Genomic DNA, 16,634 nt, shown 5'->3' with positions numbered 1-16,634 from the left:
GCCACCTGCAAACTGCACCAGGTCAACCCATATGAATGGCTCCTTGATGTGCTCAGGAAAATCAATGATCCCCAATACGGGGGCAGGTTCTCAGACCTGCTCCCGCACAGATGGAAAAAAAATACCTCAACATCTGCCTAAACCAACAAGGGGGATAACCGACTGCTTACACTCAATTGAATAGGGTGCTGCGACGTGGAACGAAACAGATTTCTCAATTAGAAATCGCTACAACACAGATACATGGAAATTTAATCAAGCAGGTTCACAAGTGAACTTCCTTGGAACGATTTTCTGTTAACGACAAAAGAAAGCATCAATAGAAATACGTTTTCTAATGCTGAACGTTCTGAAGTATTAACAAAAATTGCCAAAGGATGGTAAAACAACTTATTTTATGGAACTCAAACAAGAAATAGTACAAATTGTGAACAAGTTGCCCAACGAAGTTTTGGGTGAACTTCTGCAATATCTCCGCCAAGTGGAAAAGACGACGCCGGAGAAAATGCGTCTTTCACTCAACTTGAATACAATTTTGACGGAAGACCGAAAACTTCTTGAGAAATTGGCGAAATGATAGACTATCAAGAAATTCTTGAAATTCATCAAGTTTTGATACGAGAGTTTGGCGGTTCGCAAGGCGTAAGAGATGAAAACGGACTAAAATCGGCACTTGAACGACCTTTTAGCGGTTTTGGTGAAAAAGAGTTTTATCCTAATCCCGAAGAAAAAGCAGGTGCAATTTTGGAAAGCATAGTTAAGAACCATCCTTTTATAGACGGCAACAAGAGAACAGGTTACGTTTTTATGCGTTTAGTTTTGATGAACTTTGGCAAAGACATACAAGCAACACAAGACGAAAAGTACGACCTTGTAATCGCAGTCGCATCGGGAAAACTTGACTTTCAAGAAATTGTAACTTGGATAAAACAACGAACTATGGATAGATAAAAATGCCAGCCTGGAATATTATGTTTGCGATAAGGCGGGCTGATGTGCGTAATTTAGGCTTTTGTGCTTTCTATAAACATTGTGCTTAGGGCGAGGGAAGTGCTATTTAATCCCGCCCTTTGCAAATATTTTTACGTAAAGCAAGTTACGGCTTGAAAAATTGGTAGTTACGTGTATACCTATGACAAAGTGTGGCAGACTCATTCGTAGTAGTGATGAAGCTTCTGAAATTCGATGGCATTCACGAATACGGATAAAATTAGCTACCTTATGAGTAAATGGGAGTGGAGCACGGCAAATGTCCGGGAGGACATTTGAGCGAGGTGTGCGGGGAGGGAGCATATCCTATTTCGCCTTCATTTACAACTTTGATTATTCAAGGGATGATTTATGGAAAAGAAGCAAGACCACCGCTAAATGATCCATTTAGTGCATTACCTTTAAGTGGTTGTTGGTATGAAGAGCCACCGATGTGTCGGGGTGAGCGTCTCACATACAGCCTGTCCCGTTTTTACGGGAGTTCTGTGGGAAGGTAGGGGTGAACTGGAAATCACGAACGCCGCCGATAAATAATAAATACAGTGAGTAAATTCCCCCGCCTGATCCGATTATATGCGATTATTAGAAACCTTACAAGGAGACAGAAGTAATAATTTTAAGACGGCATGTTTCACTTTAGGGAAACTTTTTTAACTTTGTTTTGTGGATAAAAGTCAGAAGCATAGAAAGATTACATTTTACAAGGACTACTTTCAAGACTTCTTTTCAAAACAAAACAAAAAGGTTAAAGCCAAGATAGTTTGGACTTTTGAATTGATTGAAGACTTACAAAGAGTTCCTGAAACTTATCTCAAACACCTTGAGAACACTGATGGACTTTATGAGATTAGAGTTCAACTAGGAAGTAACATTTTTAGAATTTTCTGTTTTTTTGACGAAGGTCAATTAATTGTATTGGCCAACGGATTTCAAAAGAAATCTCAAAAAACTCCGAAGAAAGAGATAGAAATGGCACTTAAAATAAAAGCAGAATATGAAAGCGAGAAGTAATAATTTAATGACCCTTGAGGAGTTCAAAGAAAAAAATTACGGAAAACGTGGCACTAAAGAGCGAGAGGAACTCGAGGCAGGTTATGAAGCCTTCAAAATTGGGGCATTAATTCATGATACACGAATTGAATTAGGAATGACTCAGGAAGAACTTGCAGAAAAAGTTGGAACGACAAAGTCCTATATTTCAAAAATAGAGAACAACATAAAAGAAGCACGTATTTCAACATTACAAAAAATTGTTGAACTTGGATTTGGGGGTAGGTTGGAGTTGAACATAAAACTTTGATATCCAATTCCCGTGAAAGGAAGAACCGCATATAACAGCACCTAAGAAAACATGGGGCGGCCGGTGGTAACAGGAAAGTTTATTCCTCGAACTGCTATTGTCTAAGGGAGATAGCTTATTGCTTCGAAATGCCCCAAGGTTCTTAGCTGCGGACCGTGTGTGACTTGAATCAGCCCCTAGGGGCTTAATGCTTTGAAATGGATGGAGGACTGCTGGACAACCAGTGGGCAGGCTCTCCGATGGCGGCTTGCGGGCTTGCCCTGACACAGTCAGCGGCTTGCCCTGATGTAGTCAGGGAGCAGCCATCAAACCACCTTACGCTGCATATCTGGGAAACCAATATGTGGTGAGAGGTAAGGAAAAACGGGGACTTTGATCCCTGTAGGCCATTTCAAGCAAGCGTGTCCTGACACAGTCAGGGGAACAAGTGAACTCTACATCGCTCTGTAAAATCGAAAGAGGAAGCAGACTTTCAGGGAATCCCGATGGAAAAATCGGGACAAGTTGTGGGAGAGATGTAGGGGGCAGACTCATTGGTAGTGGTGATGAAGCTTCTGAAATGCGATAGCATTCACGAATGCCGATAAAATCAGTTACCTTATGAGTAAATGGGAGTGGAGCACGGCAAATGTCCGGGAGGACATTTGAGCGAGGTGTGCGGGGAGGGAGCATATCCTATTTCGCCTTCATTTACAACCTTGATTATTCAGGGGATGATTTATGGAAAAGAAGCAAGACCACCGCTAAATGATCCATTTAGTGCATTACCTTTAAGTGGTTGTTGGTATGAAGAGCCACCGATGTGTCGGGGTGAGCGTCTCACATACAGCCTGTCCCGTTTTTACGGGAGTTCTGTGGGAAGGTAGGGGTGAACTGGAAATCACGAACGCTGCTTAGAAATAATAGATTAAGTGAGTAAATTCTCCTGCCTGATCCGATTGGGAGTCAGCCAAAAAAAAAACATATAACACCGTTTTTTCAAATCTTAGAAAGTTGCTATATTTAGAAACCTTTTTTATTTTTAAAGCGTTGCAACAAGCGGACAGTTAATGAGATACTTTGAAACTATCTTCCTTGAAAAAGCGGAAGATTTTGTAGCGGCACTCGATATAAAAACAGTAAAAAAAGTGCTCTACGATATTGACATAGCCGAACAGACCAAAGATCCTAAACTTTTTAAGAAGTTAGAGCGAGAAATTTGGGAGTTCCGGACAAAGTATTTGGGGCTGCAAATCCGTCTACTTGCATTTTGGGACAAGGAAGACAGTAAAGAAATATTGGTTTTGGCCACCCACGGTTTTGTAAAGAAAACCGACAAAATGCCTAAAAAAGAAATAGATCTGGCTGTTGCTATTAGGGCGGACTATTTTGAGAGCAAAAAAAAACAAAAAATGATATGGCTACCAAAGAATTGAGAAAGACAACATTAGCCGAGATGAAAGATAAATACATCGGCAAGGAAGGTACAACGGAAAGGGATGCTTACGAGTACGAACTAAAAATGGAAGTATTGGGCAAGATGATAAAAACAGCCCGAAAAGAAAGAAATTTGACTCAGGAGCAGTTAGGAAAGCTCGTTGGAGTTCAAAAATCCCAAATTTCCAAATTGGAAAGTAGTGCTAATAGTGCTACTGTTGACACCATACTGAAAGTTTTTAAGGCATTGAAAGCAGAAATAAACTTTCATGTAAAAATGGAAGACAACTTTATAAAACTAGCCTGAAAAAAGAAGGCCGAACACCCAATTGAGTAGCATTACCTGAGCTAACTAGCACAGATTGAGGTTCTAACAGGCTTCACCAACATGTCAGCCAAAAAGCCCGCGGGCGACGGTCCTGGACGGCATCGGGGCGATCAGCACGCCCTTTTTGTCTGTTTTGGAAGGGTCGGCAAGGGCCCACTTCCTTCGGATGATCCTGCGGACCTTGAAACTGGCGGGCACTATTACCAATATCTCCTTCTCCTCCTGTCCGATGGATCTTGTAGCCTTCCAGATCCTGGGAAGGATCTATGATCTCCACCTCGCGCTCCAGGGTTTCTGCTTTAAGTTCGATCGGGGAGTGTTTTTGTAATGGGAAATATGGTTTTTAGTTTACTGGGAAAAAAAATACTCACTGAAATTTTTTTTCAGTGAAAGTTGCTTTTTTTGTTGTTAAATTATTTCAACTTAAACTATCTTATTATGAAAGAGTTATCTGTAGATGAAATGCAAGCAATTCATGGCGGAAGTTGTTCAATTGCGGTAGGAGCTAGTGTTTTAGTCGTTGGTTCAATCGTGGGGACTGCAATTTTTGCCCCTGCTATTTGGGCAAGTCCGAAGACTTGGATGACCGCTGCCGGTTTGTTATCGACAGCCTCGGGTTTTGTTTATTCCGAGTGCTCATAGAGTATTCTTGTTCGTTCAGGGGTTATAAATCTGCCTCTGACCCTAGTTATTATTAATTCGCAATTAAAAAAGTTGTTCTATGACACGTTTGAGGAAGCTAAATGAACTGGTTTTGTCAGTTTGTTTTGTATTATGTATAGGGTTTACTATATCCGTTTTTTTCAAAGCGATTAGAATTCCTACCGAAATGTGGGTTTTGTTATTGGCAGTTGGGACAGTTTCATTTGTTACGCGAGCTGTTCTATTCAAAAAAGGAGCGGAATAGCTGGAGGTGTATTATTGTTGCCATTTTTGGCGCATTGTTGTTTTCCAGTTACAGGTAGATCGAAAATGAAGCCACGCACAAAAATAGGGTTACCATAACCAGGAATATTGGACGCTTTTTATAAATTACAGATTGCATAGGATGAGCGGAATTTAACTCAAGAGCAGCTCGGAGAATTAGTAGGAGTAAGAAAGGCTCAAATTTCAAAAATTGAAAACAGCACCACAGATGCCAGATTTTCAACAATATTTAAGGTATTTGAAGTTTTGGGAGCAAGTGTAAAATTTAATGTTTAGCTGAACGACAAATTATCAACTTACTAAAAAAGAATGTCCAATGCATAATCGAGCCCGACCTGAGCTAAATAGCTCAGGTTGGGGCCCTCACTACTTATCCCGACCCTCGGGACCGCCGGAGTGCGACAAGAAGTCGCTTTGATACCTGTTTGACGTTCCATGAACGATTAAACCTTGTGTTCCATCACAGGTAGCCTCATGTATACGTTCATTTCTGCTAACGGGATCGTGTGAAGCTGTCCTGGCAATATTCTGCGAAGAATACCTGTTGCGCACCAACCTCAGGTGCGGGGGAGTCATGGGTATGGTCAACATAGGTGAACTGCCATGTAAATGTCGTGACGTGTAGACAGGGAAAGACGGTGGTACGCTGTGACCAAAACGGTAAGGGGTTTGTTGGAACGAACTGGAAATCACTCCTTAGCGGGGCTAACAGGCTTCACGAACTAGTCAGCCAGCCGGCGGAGACTTTCACCCTCTGGAATAATTTGGTATCTTCGATACCAGATGCCCATGCTGGGCGCACACAACATATTTATGAAATGGCGGGTTTTATGCTAAAAGTAAGCTTTGTGCATCAAAGAAAGGTAACTACTAAATTGAAAGTAAGTGCTTAAGAGTCCGCCAATTCATAAATATGCAATACGTTAGGCACAATTATGAAGTTTTACCTTGCCATATTGATTTTATTTTTTTCACAGCTGCCATTTGGTCAAAAAATCGACAGAGAGATTTTTGATGAAACGCTTGGTTCAAAAAAGGCACAAACATATTCTATGCTTGAAGAGTCATTTGAAAAGTTTTTAAATTTAAATTATCCGGACGAAAAATCATTATCCAAGAAAATGAAGCGTTACCTATTGGATATCCATGACCAGAATTTTAATTGGATTTTTGATAATAACCTAAGTTCAATAACTCTTCAGCAACTGGAATCCTCAGGTTTAAGGAAGGATATTATGCTTTATAAAAATGAAACATACGAAGAAAGATTTCCATTTGAGGATTACATTGAGGAAAAGAAACCAAGTACAGATAAAAGTGAAGAAATTGAATTAAATGAATATTTTGAAGATATTATTGAAGTTCCACCCACCAGTAGAAAAGAAGAAAGAAGGTTAAGAAAGGAAGAATTTAAGCGGCAAAAGATCCGAGATAAATTTCCTCAGCCGAACAAACATGGGCTGTTTTATTATGCCTTGGCAAAATCTAAAAAAGATAATGAAGATATTTTAGCCTATCTTGCAGGTATCACCAAGTATGGAATTAGACCAAGCCCCTCGTTAATAGCGTACGGTTTTATAGAAAATTTAACAGAAGAAGAATTTATTAAGTGGGAGAATAAGCTCTTAGTGATTGTTGAAGTGTATTTAAGTAGTTTGATATATAATGATATAATGAAAAAAATAGCATGTGGCTAACAGCACCTAAGAGAACAGGGGCGGCCAATGTTATCCGAAAATTTTGCTTCCCGAGCTATCCTAAGCTATTGCTGACATATAATTGCTCCGAAAAGCCCTGTGTTTCTTAGCTGACGACTGTGTGTGACTTGAATCAGCCCCTAGGGGCTGCATGCTTTGAAATGGATGGAGTACCGCTGGGCAGGTAGCAGACAGGCCTTCCGATGGCATCCTGCGGGCTTGCCCTGACTGGCAAAGTCAGGGAACAGCCATCAAACTACCTTACGCTGCATATTAGGGAAACCAATATGTAGTGAGCGGTAAGGAAAAACGGGGACTTTGATCCCTGTAGGTGAGTACTGATGGAGCTGAATGAAAGCCGAAGGTGCTGACGATAGTCAGTAGGAACCAGTGACGTAGCCTCGATAAGGCAAGTTACGTTGTTGGTAGGAGGAGCCACCGATGTGTCGTGGTGAGCGTCTCACCTACTGCCTGTCCCGTTTTTACGGGAGTTCTGTGGAAAGGTAGGGGTGAATTGGAAATGACGAACGCCGCTTTTAAATAATAAATACAGTGAGTAAATTCCCCCGCTTGACCCGATTATGGCAGTAATTTTAGAAGACACATCTATGAAATTAACATTAGTACAAAAATTCAAATCATTAGACCCATTTTCAATCGACCTCCCAGACTTTGTTGTTTTGACAGGTATTAATGGTGCGGGTAAAACACAATTGCTAACTGCCATTACCCAGAATTTATTAAAAATATACGATGATAATGGTGCAGAACTAAACCCTAAAAAATATGTTACCTCACAAACACTTTCCCCGAATGAGAGTACTGTAGTAACAAGAGAACAGCTTAATGCAAATACACAAGATTTGTGGCAACAGTTTAATAGTTATTTACAAAACAGAATAAGGAACCCTCATTTTACACTTGAAAACGATGTGTTTGGCCAAAACGCCCCTCAAATAAGGGTAATTGATAAAATTGCAAAAAATGCCAAAAAAGTTAGAGAAGAGCTAACATCTGATGATTTTTTTAATCATTATCCATTAGAAGATGGTCTTCAACAAACAGATGTGTTTTATCAAAACTTTTCAAGTCTTTTCAAACGATACCAAGACAAGTTTGATGAAAATGAGTATAGACAGTATCGAAGTGAAGTTAAAAAACATACAGAAATTACATATTTAACTAAAGAACAATTTGAAAGTACCTATGGTGAAGCGCCTTGGGATTTTGTCAACAAAATAATAAAAGAAGCAAACCTGGACTATCATATAAATTCTCCTGAAAACAGCCACAGAGATGCACCTTTTGAATTAAAACTGGTAAATAATTATAACGGAGTTGAAATACAATTTGGAGATTTATCATCTGGTGAGAAAGTTCTTATGTCTTTGGCTTTAGCTCTTTATAATTCAAATTTTGATATGGAATTCCCGAAAATTCTATTGATGGACGAACCCGATGCTTCTTTACATCCTTCAATGTCAAAGAAATTTCTTGATGTTATTCAGCAGGTTTTTGTTAACGAAAAGAAGGTAAAAGTAATAATCACTACTCATTCAGCATCAACAGTTGCTTTGGCACCAGAAGAGTCGATTTTTGTTGTAAACAAAAGCGGGATTAGAATTGAAAAAGTTAAAAAAGATAAAGCATTGAAAATTTTAACTTCAGGAGTGCCCTCTTTTAGTGTCAACTACGAAAACAGACGTCAAGTGTTTGTTGAAAGCCCTTGCGATGTTATTTATTATGAAAAAATGTATCATCAATTATCGAGCTACCTTGTTCCTGAAATTTCATTGAGTTTCATTTCTTCAGGAGAAAGTAAGACAGATAAAAATGGAACAAAAGTATCAAACTGTGGTCAAGTAATAAATATAACTGAAACACTTAGAAAAGCAGGTAATAAATTTGTGTCTGGCATAATAGATTGGGACAGTTCAAACACAAACTCGGATGGAGTCTTAGTGCTCGGTAACTCTAAAAGATACAGTATTGAAAGTTACATTTTAGATCCTTTGTTAATTGGAGCGTTACTATTAAGGGAAAAGATTGTAACTAAAGAAGATTTGGGTTTGAATCAAGGTGAAACATTTATTGATTTGAAAAATTTCAGCAAAGAACGCTTGCAGGTTGTTGCTGACTATGTAATCAATAAAGTTTCTGCAGTAGTAAACCCCACAGACGAAACTCTAATTGTGGTCAAACTCTTGAACAGCATTGAAGTGAATGTTCCTAAATGGTATTTACATCATCAAGGACACACCTTAGAAGAACAAATCTTAAAGGCCTTTCCCCAACTCAATGCTATAAAAAAGGGGAAAGAAGAAGCGTTAAAAGTTGAAATATTAAACAAGGTTGTAGACGATTTACCTTGCATTTTATCTCTCGATATTTTAGATGTCTTAAAAAATGTACAAGAAATGGAATAAAAGCTACTGCTAACATACAAGGGCTAAACTGAAGTGGAGCGCAGCGGAATTTCGGGCTTAGCCTGCACTTCGACAAGCTCAGTGGTCTAGTTGACAGAAGCGTCGCGGGTTTTTTGTGGGAAGGTGTCTATGGGGATTGAAAAGTTGGGGTGATTTCTGTAGGGGGAAAAAGGTGCTGTTTGTCCGTTGGTCCCGGGTCCTTTTGGGGATATCCTGTTTTTCGGGGACTTTCCGGGTGTTATTGTTGCCGGATTTCCGGTTTATTTTTGATGGTTTGATACGTTGACGTTGGATGTGTTAAATCCTTCCGGGATTGAGGGAGAAATTCCTAATCCTGACCACGTCCGTTCCTCCCTCACACGTAGATTGGGAATGGATATTGCCGGAGCAGTTGAAGCAGACAGGCATGTAGAAGGGATCGTTGATGTTATCTTGGATGCAACCCAAAAAGAAGCCGCAGGGGGAAGGGGCACAACTTACAAGTTGATAGGGATGCCAATGGGTAGTTGATTAGAAGGCGGTTATACTAAAAATAACACTGGATAGATTTGATGTAAAGTTTGGCTACTTTTGCTTTTCTTCCGAAAGAAAAATCATGACCAACCATGCTGGTTTATATCCTACTTATTTGGGGTTTCATCCTGTTGATCAAAGGTGCCGATTTACTCGTCGACGGAGCATCCTCTATTGCAAAGTCATTCAATATCTCTCCAATTGTCATTGGATTGACCATCGTGGCATTTGGCACTTCCATGCCGGAATTTATCGTTAACGTCTTTGCCAGTGCCACCGGAAACACGGAGATTGCAATTGGCAATATCCTGGGAAGTAATATAGCCAACGTCCTGTTAATTCTAGGGGTATCTGCTGTCATCTATCCATTGGCCACCAAGCAAAATACTGTCTGGAAGGAAATTCCGCTCAGCCTGCTGGCAGCCACCGTATTGGGGCTTTTGGCCAATGATGCCCTCATTGATGGCGCCCCCCACTCTTCGTTAACAAGGATAGATGGCATGGTACTACTGGCGTTTTTTGTCATATTCCTCTATTATACCTTCGGTATTTCCCAGGTGACGGGTGGGGCTGATGAGGAAATAAAGCAGTTCAGCAACTTAAAATCGACCCTGTTGATAATCGGGGGGGTAGTTTCGTTGATCGTCGGTGGAAAATGGATTGTTGATGGCGCAGTGAAAATTGCGGAAGCGTTCAATTTAAGCCAATCCTTGGTAGGTCTCACCGTGGTAGCTGTGGGCACGTCCCTGCCGGAGTTGGCTACGTCGGCCATTGCGGCCTATAAAAGGCAGCCTGATATCGCTATAGGTAACGTTGTCGGGTCAAATATTTTCAACATTTTCGGTATATTGGGTTTCAGTGCGATCATACATCCCCTGCCTTTTAATGCGGGCCTTCAGGCGGATATTCTAATGTCGATTTTTGCCGGCTTGATATTATTCGTCTTTTTGTTCGTTGGTAAAAGGCATTCGTTGGACAGGTGGCAAGGAGCAGTAATGATCATGATCTATATCGCTTACATCGTTTATTCCATATACAGTAAGTGAAAAATGTATTAGGCAGTAAAAGTCGAAAGGTAGAGAGTAGATTCCTGAGTTTGCCCTTGGAGTTTAAGGTACAGTCCGAATAAGGTAGACCAAAAGAAAATAGAGATTAATAACGTGAGTCTTGGAGACATTCCAAACCTGATAATACGTGAATTACAAACGTCTTTGAAAATTACCCGCTGCCAAGCATGGATAGGTTTATAAAACGACTAAAACAAAAGCATTATGTCAATAACAACTGAATCAGAATTGGTTGGAATGAAAAAGGTAAGCGACGTAGTTGCCTACACCTTAAGAGAAATGAAGAACTACGCAAAGCCAGGCCTTTCAACCAAGCAACTTGACAACTACGGGGCAGGAATCTTGAAGGATCTCGGAGCCAATTCTGCACCTGCCAAGACCTATGGGTTTCCGGGCTGTACCTGCATCAGTGTAGGAAACGAGTTTTGTCACGGTATCCCTTCCGCAAACAGCCTGTTGAAAGAGGGCGACCTTATAAATATTGACGTTTCAGCAGAACTGGACGGTTTTTGGTCGGACAATGGTGCCTCGTTTGTGCTAGGGGACGACAAATTCGGACATCAGAAACTTGTCGATGCGTCAAAGGAGATATTGAAAAAGGCCGTTTTAAACATCAAAGGAGGTGTAAGGGTCTCCGACATCGGATACATGATTGAAACGGAGGCAAAACGACGCGGATACAAAGTAATCAAGAATCTGACAGGACACGGAATCGGAAGAGGTTTGCACGAAGAGCCATCGGAAATCCCAAATTTCAAAGACAGGTTTAACCTGACCCGTTTCAAAAAGAATTCGGTGGTGGCAATTGAGACCTTTATAGCTACCCATTCCGACTACGCCGTGACATTGAATGACGGCTGGACAATGGTTGGTAACAGAGGAGGTTTTATGGCGCAACACGAACATACCATCCTGGTGACCGACCATAATCCAATCATATTGACCGAGAAGAATGAAATTTGGGATTAATACAACACCTGTTGGAAGAGGACGCTTAGCCGGTTGGCTTGTTACCTGATCATGCTACCAAAACCTCGTACAGGCGCTTCAACTCCTTTTCCAGGTCATCGGTGAAGCCTGCATGTGGTCTGGAGGTCTGTATCATGGAGCTTCGCTGTGCGGTCAACCATCGGAAACGGGAAGCGGCATCGTGCCTGGAAATGGGGCTGCCTGCCGCTTCGCCGCCGCAAATCCGGAATACAGATTTTAGGTAGGTATCTATAACCTCTAGGTCTGCTTGCGGGTCTAAGACCAGGATTTTTGATAAGTCTCCGCTGATCCTACAGGTAAGCATTTCCTCCTTTTTACAAAGGATCAATACACCCACATTGACAAATTCTTCCCGCTCTACCCTTGGTACCACGCGGAGCACGGCGTATTCATATAAGTGCTTTCCTTGCATCTTCTGCTCCGTTTACAAATACTTCCGAATGGTTTAAGCGGCTCTTCAAAAACGCTGAATATACCGATTTTGCTTCCGCAGGAGTTTCCACATCCCTGGAAGCCAATATCCACTCATCGGGGATGAGACCCACTAGCTGATCTATTTTCTCCTCGCTGAGCAATTGTTTGAGTTCCCGGTCAGCATCGCCCAGGTAGTGTGCCTGTGGAAGCAACACATGGTCTTTGATCAGGGGGAAGGGACTTTGCGCCTGTTTTTCCCAATTGTCCCAGGTGTGATGAAACAAAAATGAAGCCCCGTGGTCAATCAGCCAAAGCTCCCGGTTCCAGAGCAGCATGTTCGTATTCCGGTAGGTTCTGTCCACGTTGGTGATAAAGGCGTCCAACCAGACGATCTTCGACGCCAGCATTGGATCTACCTGACTTGCACCCGGATCGAAGGTCAGCGCTTTGGAAAGGAAATGTAGGCCCAGGTTCAGCCCTTGACTGCCTTTGAGCAAATCCTGGATCTCCTCATCCCCTTCCGACCTGCCAAAGGCTTCATCCAGGGTGGCAAAAACCAGTTCGGGTACCTTAAATCCCAGCAGACGCGCAATCTCTCCACCGAGCAGTTCGGCAATCAGCGCCTTTTCCCGTTGTCCTGCCCCTTTGAACTTGAGCACATAGCAAAACCCATCGTCCGCATCTGCCAGTGCTGGTAGCGAACCTCCTTCCCGCAGGGGCATGATATAGCGCATAACCTGAACCGTGCGTAGGGGATGCAATATCGTTTGATCGGTCATTTTCCTTGGATCTGAGTGCAAAGGTAAGGGAAATGGTAGATTTAATATACCGTCTGTGATTATTGAAGGGATATATGCTTCGCGATATACGTGGATATATGTCTTCGGCGTGATATTGAAGGGATATATGCTGCGCGAAATAAATTGATATATGCCTCCGGCGATATATGGGGTTGCGTTTAGGAAGTTAGGATAGCCCCAGGTTTGTGATTTTGGAAAGGAAGCAGAATCGTACATCTATGCTTATTCCAATCGTTGTCGTAGGTTTACTGAGCTTTATGCCTGTGTTGTTGGAATCAAATCAGGAGGCATTAGCACCTTTTAATCAAGGAAATCATAAGCAATTAATGACTACAAAAGACTTGTTCGAAAGAGCTTACCATGCGTACAGTAATGGTTATTACGCTGAGATTATACGTATGAACTGGGAACAATGGGTGTATGGCTTAGTAAGTTTAAATTCGGCCCATTGGAACGGGTTTGGCGGTCTTTGACATATTGGAGGAAACAGCCTTTAAAACTGAAAAATATATATGAATAGAGATTTACCAAGACCTCTTGAAAGAGTATTGGTATCATCTCGACGTCAACGACCTGTTTAGGCTAGGTGTTTTCCGGATCGACGGCGTGGTTGGGGTATTTTTTTGCGCTTTTCATTTTTTCCTCCTTCCATAAATACGAGCAAATTCCGTTACGTTAGGGTACATCCATTCAGAAGCAAGGACCTCCTCCGCGGTAAAAAACGCTACTTCCACGCACTCGGGCGTAGGGGTGAAATTCAGGTGTTCGAAAGTGGCTGCGTAAACCACGTTGGCAATGTGGACGCCCTTGTGGTTGATGGTTGTAAAAAAATAGGTCGGATGGTCGGCTATGTTGGACATCGTAAGCCCCATTTCCTCGGCAACTTCCCGCCTAAGCCCTTCTTGGGGGGATTCGCCGAAATCGAGTCCCCCGCCGGGTAATTCCCACCATCCATTGTCTTCCTTGACAAGCAAAAAGCGTTCTTCTGCGTCCAAAACGAGGGTCTTGACACTCACTCGGTAAAAACATTCGGGTAGTTGCATTTGGTTGGGTTTTGATTAGTCTTTGGAGATCCAGGCTACCCTCTGTTCCGACTGGTGCGGTTGGGCGATGATGTCTCCATATAGTTCCGGACGGCGAGCTTTTTTATACCTATGACCACCGGCTTGCGTGAGTTTTTCAGGGGTAATGGTGGCGATTACCATATCGTTGTCTAGCTTTCTGCATTCCGCCAGTATGTCTCCAAATGGGTCCAAAATCATGCTGCATCCGTTTTTCAGCTGGTCATCGTCCATGCCAATGGGGTTTGAAAAGACTACGTACATGGCGTTGTCATACGCCCTTGCAGGAAGCCATTTCATCAACCATGCCCGTCCTTTCAGTCCATCAAACTCTGTCCGTAGGCTGGTAGGGTCTGACACGCGGTTTTCCCAGAGCTTCGGATCTACAAAGCCCGCTCCAGGGCGCGTAGAGGGGGTACACATGGTCACATGGGGCATGAAAAGGATATCTGCACCCAACAAATTGGTCGCGCGGACATGCTCGACGATGTTGTTGTCGTAGCAAATCAACATGCCACATTTCCAGCCGTTCAATTCAAATATACAGTATGAGTTGCCCGGTTCAATATGGGGATTGATAAAGGGGTGAAGTTTACGGAACTTGGCGATCACCCCGGATTTATCCACACAGACGTAGGCTTTATAGAGCCGCTCTTCCTCTCGCTCGAATAGGCCTGCAAGCACCGCAATCCCGTATTTTTCTGAGATGGCCTGTAGGCGCTTTATGCTGGGGCCATCGGGTATCTCCTCTGAAATGGACAGCAACTCTTCCCGGGAAAGATTTCGCGCAAAGGTGTAGCCGGTGATAGAACACTCGTGAAATGCAACTGCATGTGCACCTTGTCGGGCCGCCTGTGCGGCAAATTCTTCGATTACCTGGAGGTTGTAGGCCTTGTCGGCGCTTTTGTTTTCAAATTGTACAGTGGCAATTTTGATGGGCTTCATGGGGCACTGTTGGGTTCCGTAATGACTTGGTGCTCCAAGGTACTATGAAATCGCGCAGAACGCAAGTCTCCAGAATCAACTGCGTACAACGGAGACGTAATGATTTTAAACGCCAGCAATCACGGTAACTTGCCGGTAGTTGTTGCCTTATGTATTGGGGCAAAAAATCCCTTCCTCTGACGAAGAAAGGACGGGTAGGGTCGTAGCCTCAGTTACAATTGGGTATACGGTTTTTGACGTAAGCAAAAATTTTTCAAGATGCCATTTAATAATCTTCCCTTTTCCGATTTGGATCCGGGAGGATAAGGTAAAAAGTTCGCTCCTCATAAAGGGATTCCATATCCTTTTTTGGTTTGGATTTCGATTCATAGGCAGGCAGGCCGGGTTCAGAGGGAACCATCAGTTTTTTGATGGCCATGTTTCCATGGAATCCAAGTGGAGGTACCGCAATAGGCATGGATAATGGGTCTGCCAGTTTAAGTTCGGTGATGGTCACTACGTCGGAGAATGAATCATCCAACTGGAACGAATCGTGCTCTTGGTAAAGTGATCCGGGTTTTTTCGGACTGATCTCCATATTGATCACATCTTGACCAAAGGCCGAAAAACTCACGGAAAGCGCAAACAGAAATACCAGCTTTTTCATAATCCTTGCATTTAGGGTTTATGTTAACTTTCTCAAGGTACCCCATTTGAAGACAAAATCAAAGCATTCGGACAAAATAAATTGGAAATAATCGGATTAATTCCCTGAAGAACGGTATATGGCTGATTTTACTGGTCGTTTGGCAGCTTCCTTTTCACCCGATGTTACTAAGTTGACCTGGTAGGTTTTTTTAGATCACTGATTTTAATCAGGTTTTTGGCTGGGTTGGGTCATAGGGAATTGCGGGGTTTTCTGATACCTTGGGCTTTCAAAATGGGACAAGACTATCAACTGGGAACCCATTTATCAAAAAGATGTCACACGATCAAACTTACAAAAGACATGGATGTAAAAGATAAAGTTGCCGTAATTACCGGCGGGGCAGGGGGTATTGGATTGGCTACTGCCCGTTTGTTTTTGGAGCAGGGCGTACGAGGCGTTGCGGTAGTGGATTTTAGTGAGGAAGGCCTTCAACTGGCCAAAAAGGAGCTCACGGACAGTCGGGTTATTTGGGTTCAGGCAGACGTAAGTGTCGCCTCGGGGGTGCAAAAGTACATGAAGGAAACCGAGGAGGCCTTTGGTAGATTGGATATTCTTTTCTTGAATGCAGGCGTAGAAGGTGTCGTCAGGCCCATGGTCGATTATCCGGAGGACGTGTTTGATCAGGTGATAGCAGTGAACGTAAAGGGGGTTTGGCTGGGAATGAAATACGGGTTCCCCTTGCTGGAGAGGAGCGGAGGAGGCAGTGTGATCATTACCTCTTCAGTGGCCGGATTGGGAGGAACCCCTGCCGTGAGTGCGTATGTAGCCAGTAAACACGCTACCATTGGACTGATGCGAACCGGTGCGCTGGAGGGAGCCCCGCACAAAATCCGGGTCAACACCATCCATCCTTCACCGGTGGACAACCGGATGATGCGGTCCCTCGAAGAGGGGTTTGCGCCGGGACAGGGGGCGGCAGCAAAGGAGAACTTCACCAAGATGATACCCTTGGGACGGTATGGCACCAACGAGGATATCGCCCAGCTGGCGTTGTTTTTGGCTTCAGACAAAAGTTCGTTTATCACAGGGGCAACCTATGTGGTCGATGGGGGGATGAAGGCCTGATTTTAAT

At 42.9% G+C, this 16,634-nt stretch carries 21 protein-coding genes and 1 pseudogene; 17 read left to right on the top strand and 5 right to left on the bottom strand.

The features are described from left to right. Positions 1 to 12 precede the first annotated feature (12 nt). The 15 genes and pseudogenes from ADIS_RS23680 to map all read left to right on the top strand — a co-directional run bounded on the left by ADIS_RS23680 (position 13) and on the right by map (position 11,633). Positions 13 to 141, top strand: a complete 129-nt coding sequence (locus tag ADIS_RS23680; RefSeq protein ID WP_394330309.1) for a transposase domain-containing protein — start codon at positions 13 to 15, stop codon at positions 139 to 141. 256 nt (positions 142 to 397) lie between these two features. After that, positions 398 to 577 (top strand): hypothetical protein, encoded by a 180-nt coding sequence (locus ADIS_RS07135; protein WP_010853724.1) that lies wholly within the window; start codon positions 398 to 400, stop codon positions 575 to 577. Continuing rightward, positions 574 to 951: a type II toxin-antitoxin system death-on-curing family toxin gene (locus ADIS_RS07130; RefSeq protein WP_010853723.1), complete on the top strand. Its 378-nt coding sequence runs from the start codon at positions 574 to 576 to the stop codon at positions 949 to 951. Before ADIS_RS07135 ends, ADIS_RS07130 begins: the two co-directional genes overlap by 4 nt. 702 nt (positions 952 to 1,653) lie before the next feature. Then, positions 1,654 to 2,001 carry a type II toxin-antitoxin system RelE/ParE family toxin gene (locus tag ADIS_RS07125; RefSeq protein ID WP_035805039.1) on the top strand — a complete coding sequence of 116 codons (348 nt, stop codon included), beginning with the start codon at positions 1,654 to 1,656 and terminating at the stop codon, positions 1,999 to 2,001. Beyond that, positions 1,985 to 2,290 (top strand): helix-turn-helix domain-containing protein, encoded by a 306-nt coding sequence (locus tag ADIS_RS07120; protein ID WP_010853721.1) that lies wholly within the window; start codon positions 1,985 to 1,987, stop codon positions 2,288 to 2,290. The genes ADIS_RS07125 and ADIS_RS07120 overlap by 17 nt, the downstream gene beginning before the upstream one ends. A gap of 197 nt (positions 2,291 to 2,487) precedes the next feature. Beyond that, positions 2,488 to 2,640, top strand: coding sequence for a hypothetical protein (locus ADIS_RS22920; RefSeq protein WP_010853720.1), 153 nt, complete (start codon positions 2,488 to 2,490; stop codon positions 2,638 to 2,640). A 699-nt stretch (positions 2,641 to 3,339) separates the two neighbouring features. After that, complete coding sequence (locus tag ADIS_RS07115) at positions 3,340 to 3,705, top strand: type II toxin-antitoxin system RelE/ParE family toxin (protein ID WP_010853718.1); 366 nt, start codon at positions 3,340 to 3,342, stop codon at positions 3,703 to 3,705. Next, the gene (locus tag ADIS_RS07110) at positions 3,687 to 4,013 is read left to right on the top strand and encodes a helix-turn-helix domain-containing protein (protein WP_010853717.1); all 327 of its coding nucleotides are present in this window, start codon (positions 3,687 to 3,689) and stop codon (positions 4,011 to 4,013) included. Before ADIS_RS07115 ends, ADIS_RS07110 begins: the two co-directional genes overlap by 19 nt. Positions 4,014 to 4,472: 459 nt before the next feature. Next, positions 4,473 to 4,676, top strand: coding sequence for a hypothetical protein (locus ADIS_RS07100; protein WP_035805035.1), 204 nt, complete (start codon positions 4,473 to 4,475; stop codon positions 4,674 to 4,676). Between the two features lie 408 nt (positions 4,677 to 5,084). Further along, positions 5,085 to 5,237: pseudogene (locus ADIS_RS23410) on the top strand (helix-turn-helix domain-containing protein); the annotation flags it as partial. Between the two features lie 659 nt (positions 5,238 to 5,896). Continuing rightward, complete coding sequence (locus ADIS_RS07095; protein WP_010853714.1) at positions 5,897 to 6,658, top strand: hypothetical protein; 762 nt, start codon at positions 5,897 to 5,899, stop codon at positions 6,656 to 6,658. 581 nt (positions 6,659 to 7,239) lie between these two features. Continuing rightward, positions 7,240 to 9,084 carry an AAA family ATPase gene (locus ADIS_RS07090; RefSeq protein WP_051113282.1) on the top strand — a complete coding sequence of 615 codons (1,845 nt, stop codon included), beginning with the start codon at positions 7,240 to 7,242 and terminating at the stop codon, positions 9,082 to 9,084. A 282-nt stretch (positions 9,085 to 9,366) separates the two neighbouring features. Then, positions 9,367 to 9,594: a DUF4172 domain-containing protein gene (locus tag ADIS_RS07085; protein WP_035805032.1), complete on the top strand. Its 228-nt coding sequence runs from the start codon at positions 9,367 to 9,369 to the stop codon at positions 9,592 to 9,594. A gap of 95 nt (positions 9,595 to 9,689) precedes the next feature. Further along, positions 9,690 to 10,643, top strand: coding sequence for a calcium/sodium antiporter (locus ADIS_RS07080; RefSeq protein WP_010853710.1), 954 nt, complete (start codon positions 9,690 to 9,692; stop codon positions 10,641 to 10,643). 225 nt (positions 10,644 to 10,868) lie between these two features. Then, positions 10,869 to 11,633, top strand: a complete 765-nt coding sequence (map, locus tag ADIS_RS07075; protein WP_010853709.1) for a type I methionyl aminopeptidase — start codon at positions 10,869 to 10,871, stop codon at positions 11,631 to 11,633. Positions 11,634 to 11,682: 49 nt separating this feature from the next. On the opposite strand, the gene ADIS_RS07070 is transcribed toward map, so the two are convergent. Together ADIS_RS07070 and ADIS_RS07065 are read right to left on the bottom strand one after the other, a co-directional pair. Then, positions 11,683 to 12,066 carry a DUF3037 domain-containing protein gene (locus tag ADIS_RS07070; RefSeq protein WP_010853708.1) on the bottom strand — a complete coding sequence of 128 codons (384 nt, stop codon included), beginning with the start codon at positions 12,064 to 12,066 and terminating at the stop codon, positions 11,683 to 11,685. Next, on the bottom strand, positions 12,044 to 12,847 hold the full coding sequence (locus ADIS_RS07065; RefSeq protein ID WP_010853707.1) for a HipA family kinase: 804 nt from the start codon (positions 12,845 to 12,847) through the stop codon (positions 12,044 to 12,046). Before ADIS_RS07065 ends, ADIS_RS07070 begins: the two co-directional genes overlap by 23 nt. A gap of 433 nt (positions 12,848 to 13,280) precedes the next feature. On the opposite strand from ADIS_RS07065, the gene ADIS_RS23675 reads away from it, so the two are divergent. Continuing rightward, entirely contained in the window at positions 13,281 to 13,388 is a 108-nt protein-coding gene (locus tag ADIS_RS23675; RefSeq protein ID WP_081634882.1) for a DUF418 domain-containing protein, read from the top strand. Positions 13,389 to 13,500: 112 nt separating this feature from the next. Here the strand turns inward: ADIS_RS23675 and ADIS_RS07055 are convergent, their stop codons facing one another. The 3 genes from ADIS_RS07055 to ADIS_RS07045 form a co-directional block, all read right to left on the bottom strand. Then, the gene (locus ADIS_RS07055) at positions 13,501 to 13,911 is read right to left on the bottom strand and encodes an NUDIX hydrolase (protein ID WP_035805026.1); all 411 of its coding nucleotides are present in this window, start codon (positions 13,909 to 13,911) and stop codon (positions 13,501 to 13,503) included. A gap of 15 nt (positions 13,912 to 13,926) precedes the next feature. Continuing rightward, positions 13,927 to 14,874 (bottom strand): nitrilase family protein, encoded by a 948-nt coding sequence (locus ADIS_RS07050; protein ID WP_010853704.1) that lies wholly within the window; start codon positions 14,872 to 14,874, stop codon positions 13,927 to 13,929. A 265-nt stretch (positions 14,875 to 15,139) separates the two neighbouring features. After that, positions 15,140 to 15,520, bottom strand: coding sequence for a hypothetical protein (locus tag ADIS_RS07045; protein WP_010853703.1), 381 nt, complete (start codon positions 15,518 to 15,520; stop codon positions 15,140 to 15,142). A 342-nt stretch (positions 15,521 to 15,862) separates the two neighbouring features. On the opposite strand from ADIS_RS07045, the gene ADIS_RS07040 reads away from it, so the two are divergent. Next, on the top strand, positions 15,863 to 16,627 hold the full coding sequence (locus tag ADIS_RS07040) for an SDR family NAD(P)-dependent oxidoreductase (RefSeq protein WP_035805024.1): 765 nt from the start codon (positions 15,863 to 15,865) through the stop codon (positions 16,625 to 16,627). Positions 16,628 to 16,634: the final 7 nt, after the last annotated feature.

The organism is Lunatimonas lonarensis, from assembly GCF_000390185.1.
In the GTDB taxonomy this organism is placed as follows: Bacteria; Bacteroidota; Bacteroidia; order Cytophagales; family Cyclobacteriaceae; genus Lunatimonas; species Lunatimonas lonarensis.
Note: the sequence above shows the minus strand (reverse complement) of the source record. Positions and strands in the feature narration are given on the sequence as shown.

Coding starts and splice junctions, on each gene's coding strand:
- ADIS_RS07135 (WP_010853724.1), top strand. CDS start 398: ATGGAACTCAAACAAGAAATAGTACAAATTGTGAACAAGTTGCCCAAC.
- ADIS_RS07130 (WP_010853723.1), top strand. CDS start 574: ATGATAGACTATCAAGAAATTCTTGAAATTCATCAAGTTTTGATACGA.
- ADIS_RS07120 (WP_010853721.1), top strand. CDS start 1,985: ATGAAAGCGAGAAGTAATAATTTAATGACCCTTGAGGAGTTCAAAGAA.
- ADIS_RS22920 (WP_010853720.1), top strand. CDS start 2,488: ATGGATGGAGGACTGCTGGACAACCAGTGGGCAGGCTCTCCGATGGCG.
- ADIS_RS07115 (WP_010853718.1), top strand. CDS start 3,340: ATGAGATACTTTGAAACTATCTTCCTTGAAAAAGCGGAAGATTTTGTA.
- ADIS_RS07110 (WP_010853717.1), top strand. CDS start 3,687: ATGGCTACCAAAGAATTGAGAAAGACAACATTAGCCGAGATGAAAGAT.
- ADIS_RS07100 (WP_035805035.1), top strand. CDS start 4,473: ATGAAAGAGTTATCTGTAGATGAAATGCAAGCAATTCATGGCGGAAGT.
- ADIS_RS07095 (WP_010853714.1), top strand. CDS start 5,897: ATGAAGTTTTACCTTGCCATATTGATTTTATTTTTTTCACAGCTGCCA.
- ADIS_RS07090 (WP_051113282.1), top strand. CDS start 7,240: ATGGCAGTAATTTTAGAAGACACATCTATGAAATTAACATTAGTACAA.
- ADIS_RS07080 (WP_010853710.1), top strand. CDS start 9,690: ATGCTGGTTTATATCCTACTTATTTGGGGTTTCATCCTGTTGATCAAA.
- map (WP_010853709.1), top strand. CDS start 10,869: ATGTCAATAACAACTGAATCAGAATTGGTTGGAATGAAAAAGGTAAGC.
- ADIS_RS07070 (WP_010853708.1), bottom strand. CDS start 12,066: ATGCAAGGAAAGCACTTATATGAATACGCCGTGCTCCGCGTGGTACCA.
- ADIS_RS07065 (WP_010853707.1), bottom strand. CDS start 12,847: ATGACCGATCAAACGATATTGCATCCCCTACGCACGGTTCAGGTTATG.
- ADIS_RS23675 (WP_081634882.1), top strand. CDS start 13,281: ATGGGTGTATGGCTTAGTAAGTTTAAATTCGGCCCATTGGAACGGGTT.
- ADIS_RS07055 (WP_035805026.1), bottom strand. CDS start 13,911: ATGCAACTACCCGAATGTTTTTACCGAGTGAGTGTCAAGACCCTCGTT.
- ADIS_RS07050 (WP_010853704.1), bottom strand. CDS start 14,874: ATGAAGCCCATCAAAATTGCCACTGTACAATTTGAAAACAAAAGCGCC.
- ADIS_RS07045 (WP_010853703.1), bottom strand. CDS start 15,520: ATGAAAAAGCTGGTATTTCTGTTTGCGCTTTCCGTGAGTTTTTCGGCC.
- ADIS_RS07040 (WP_035805024.1), top strand. CDS start 15,863: ATGGATGTAAAAGATAAAGTTGCCGTAATTACCGGCGGGGCAGGGGGT.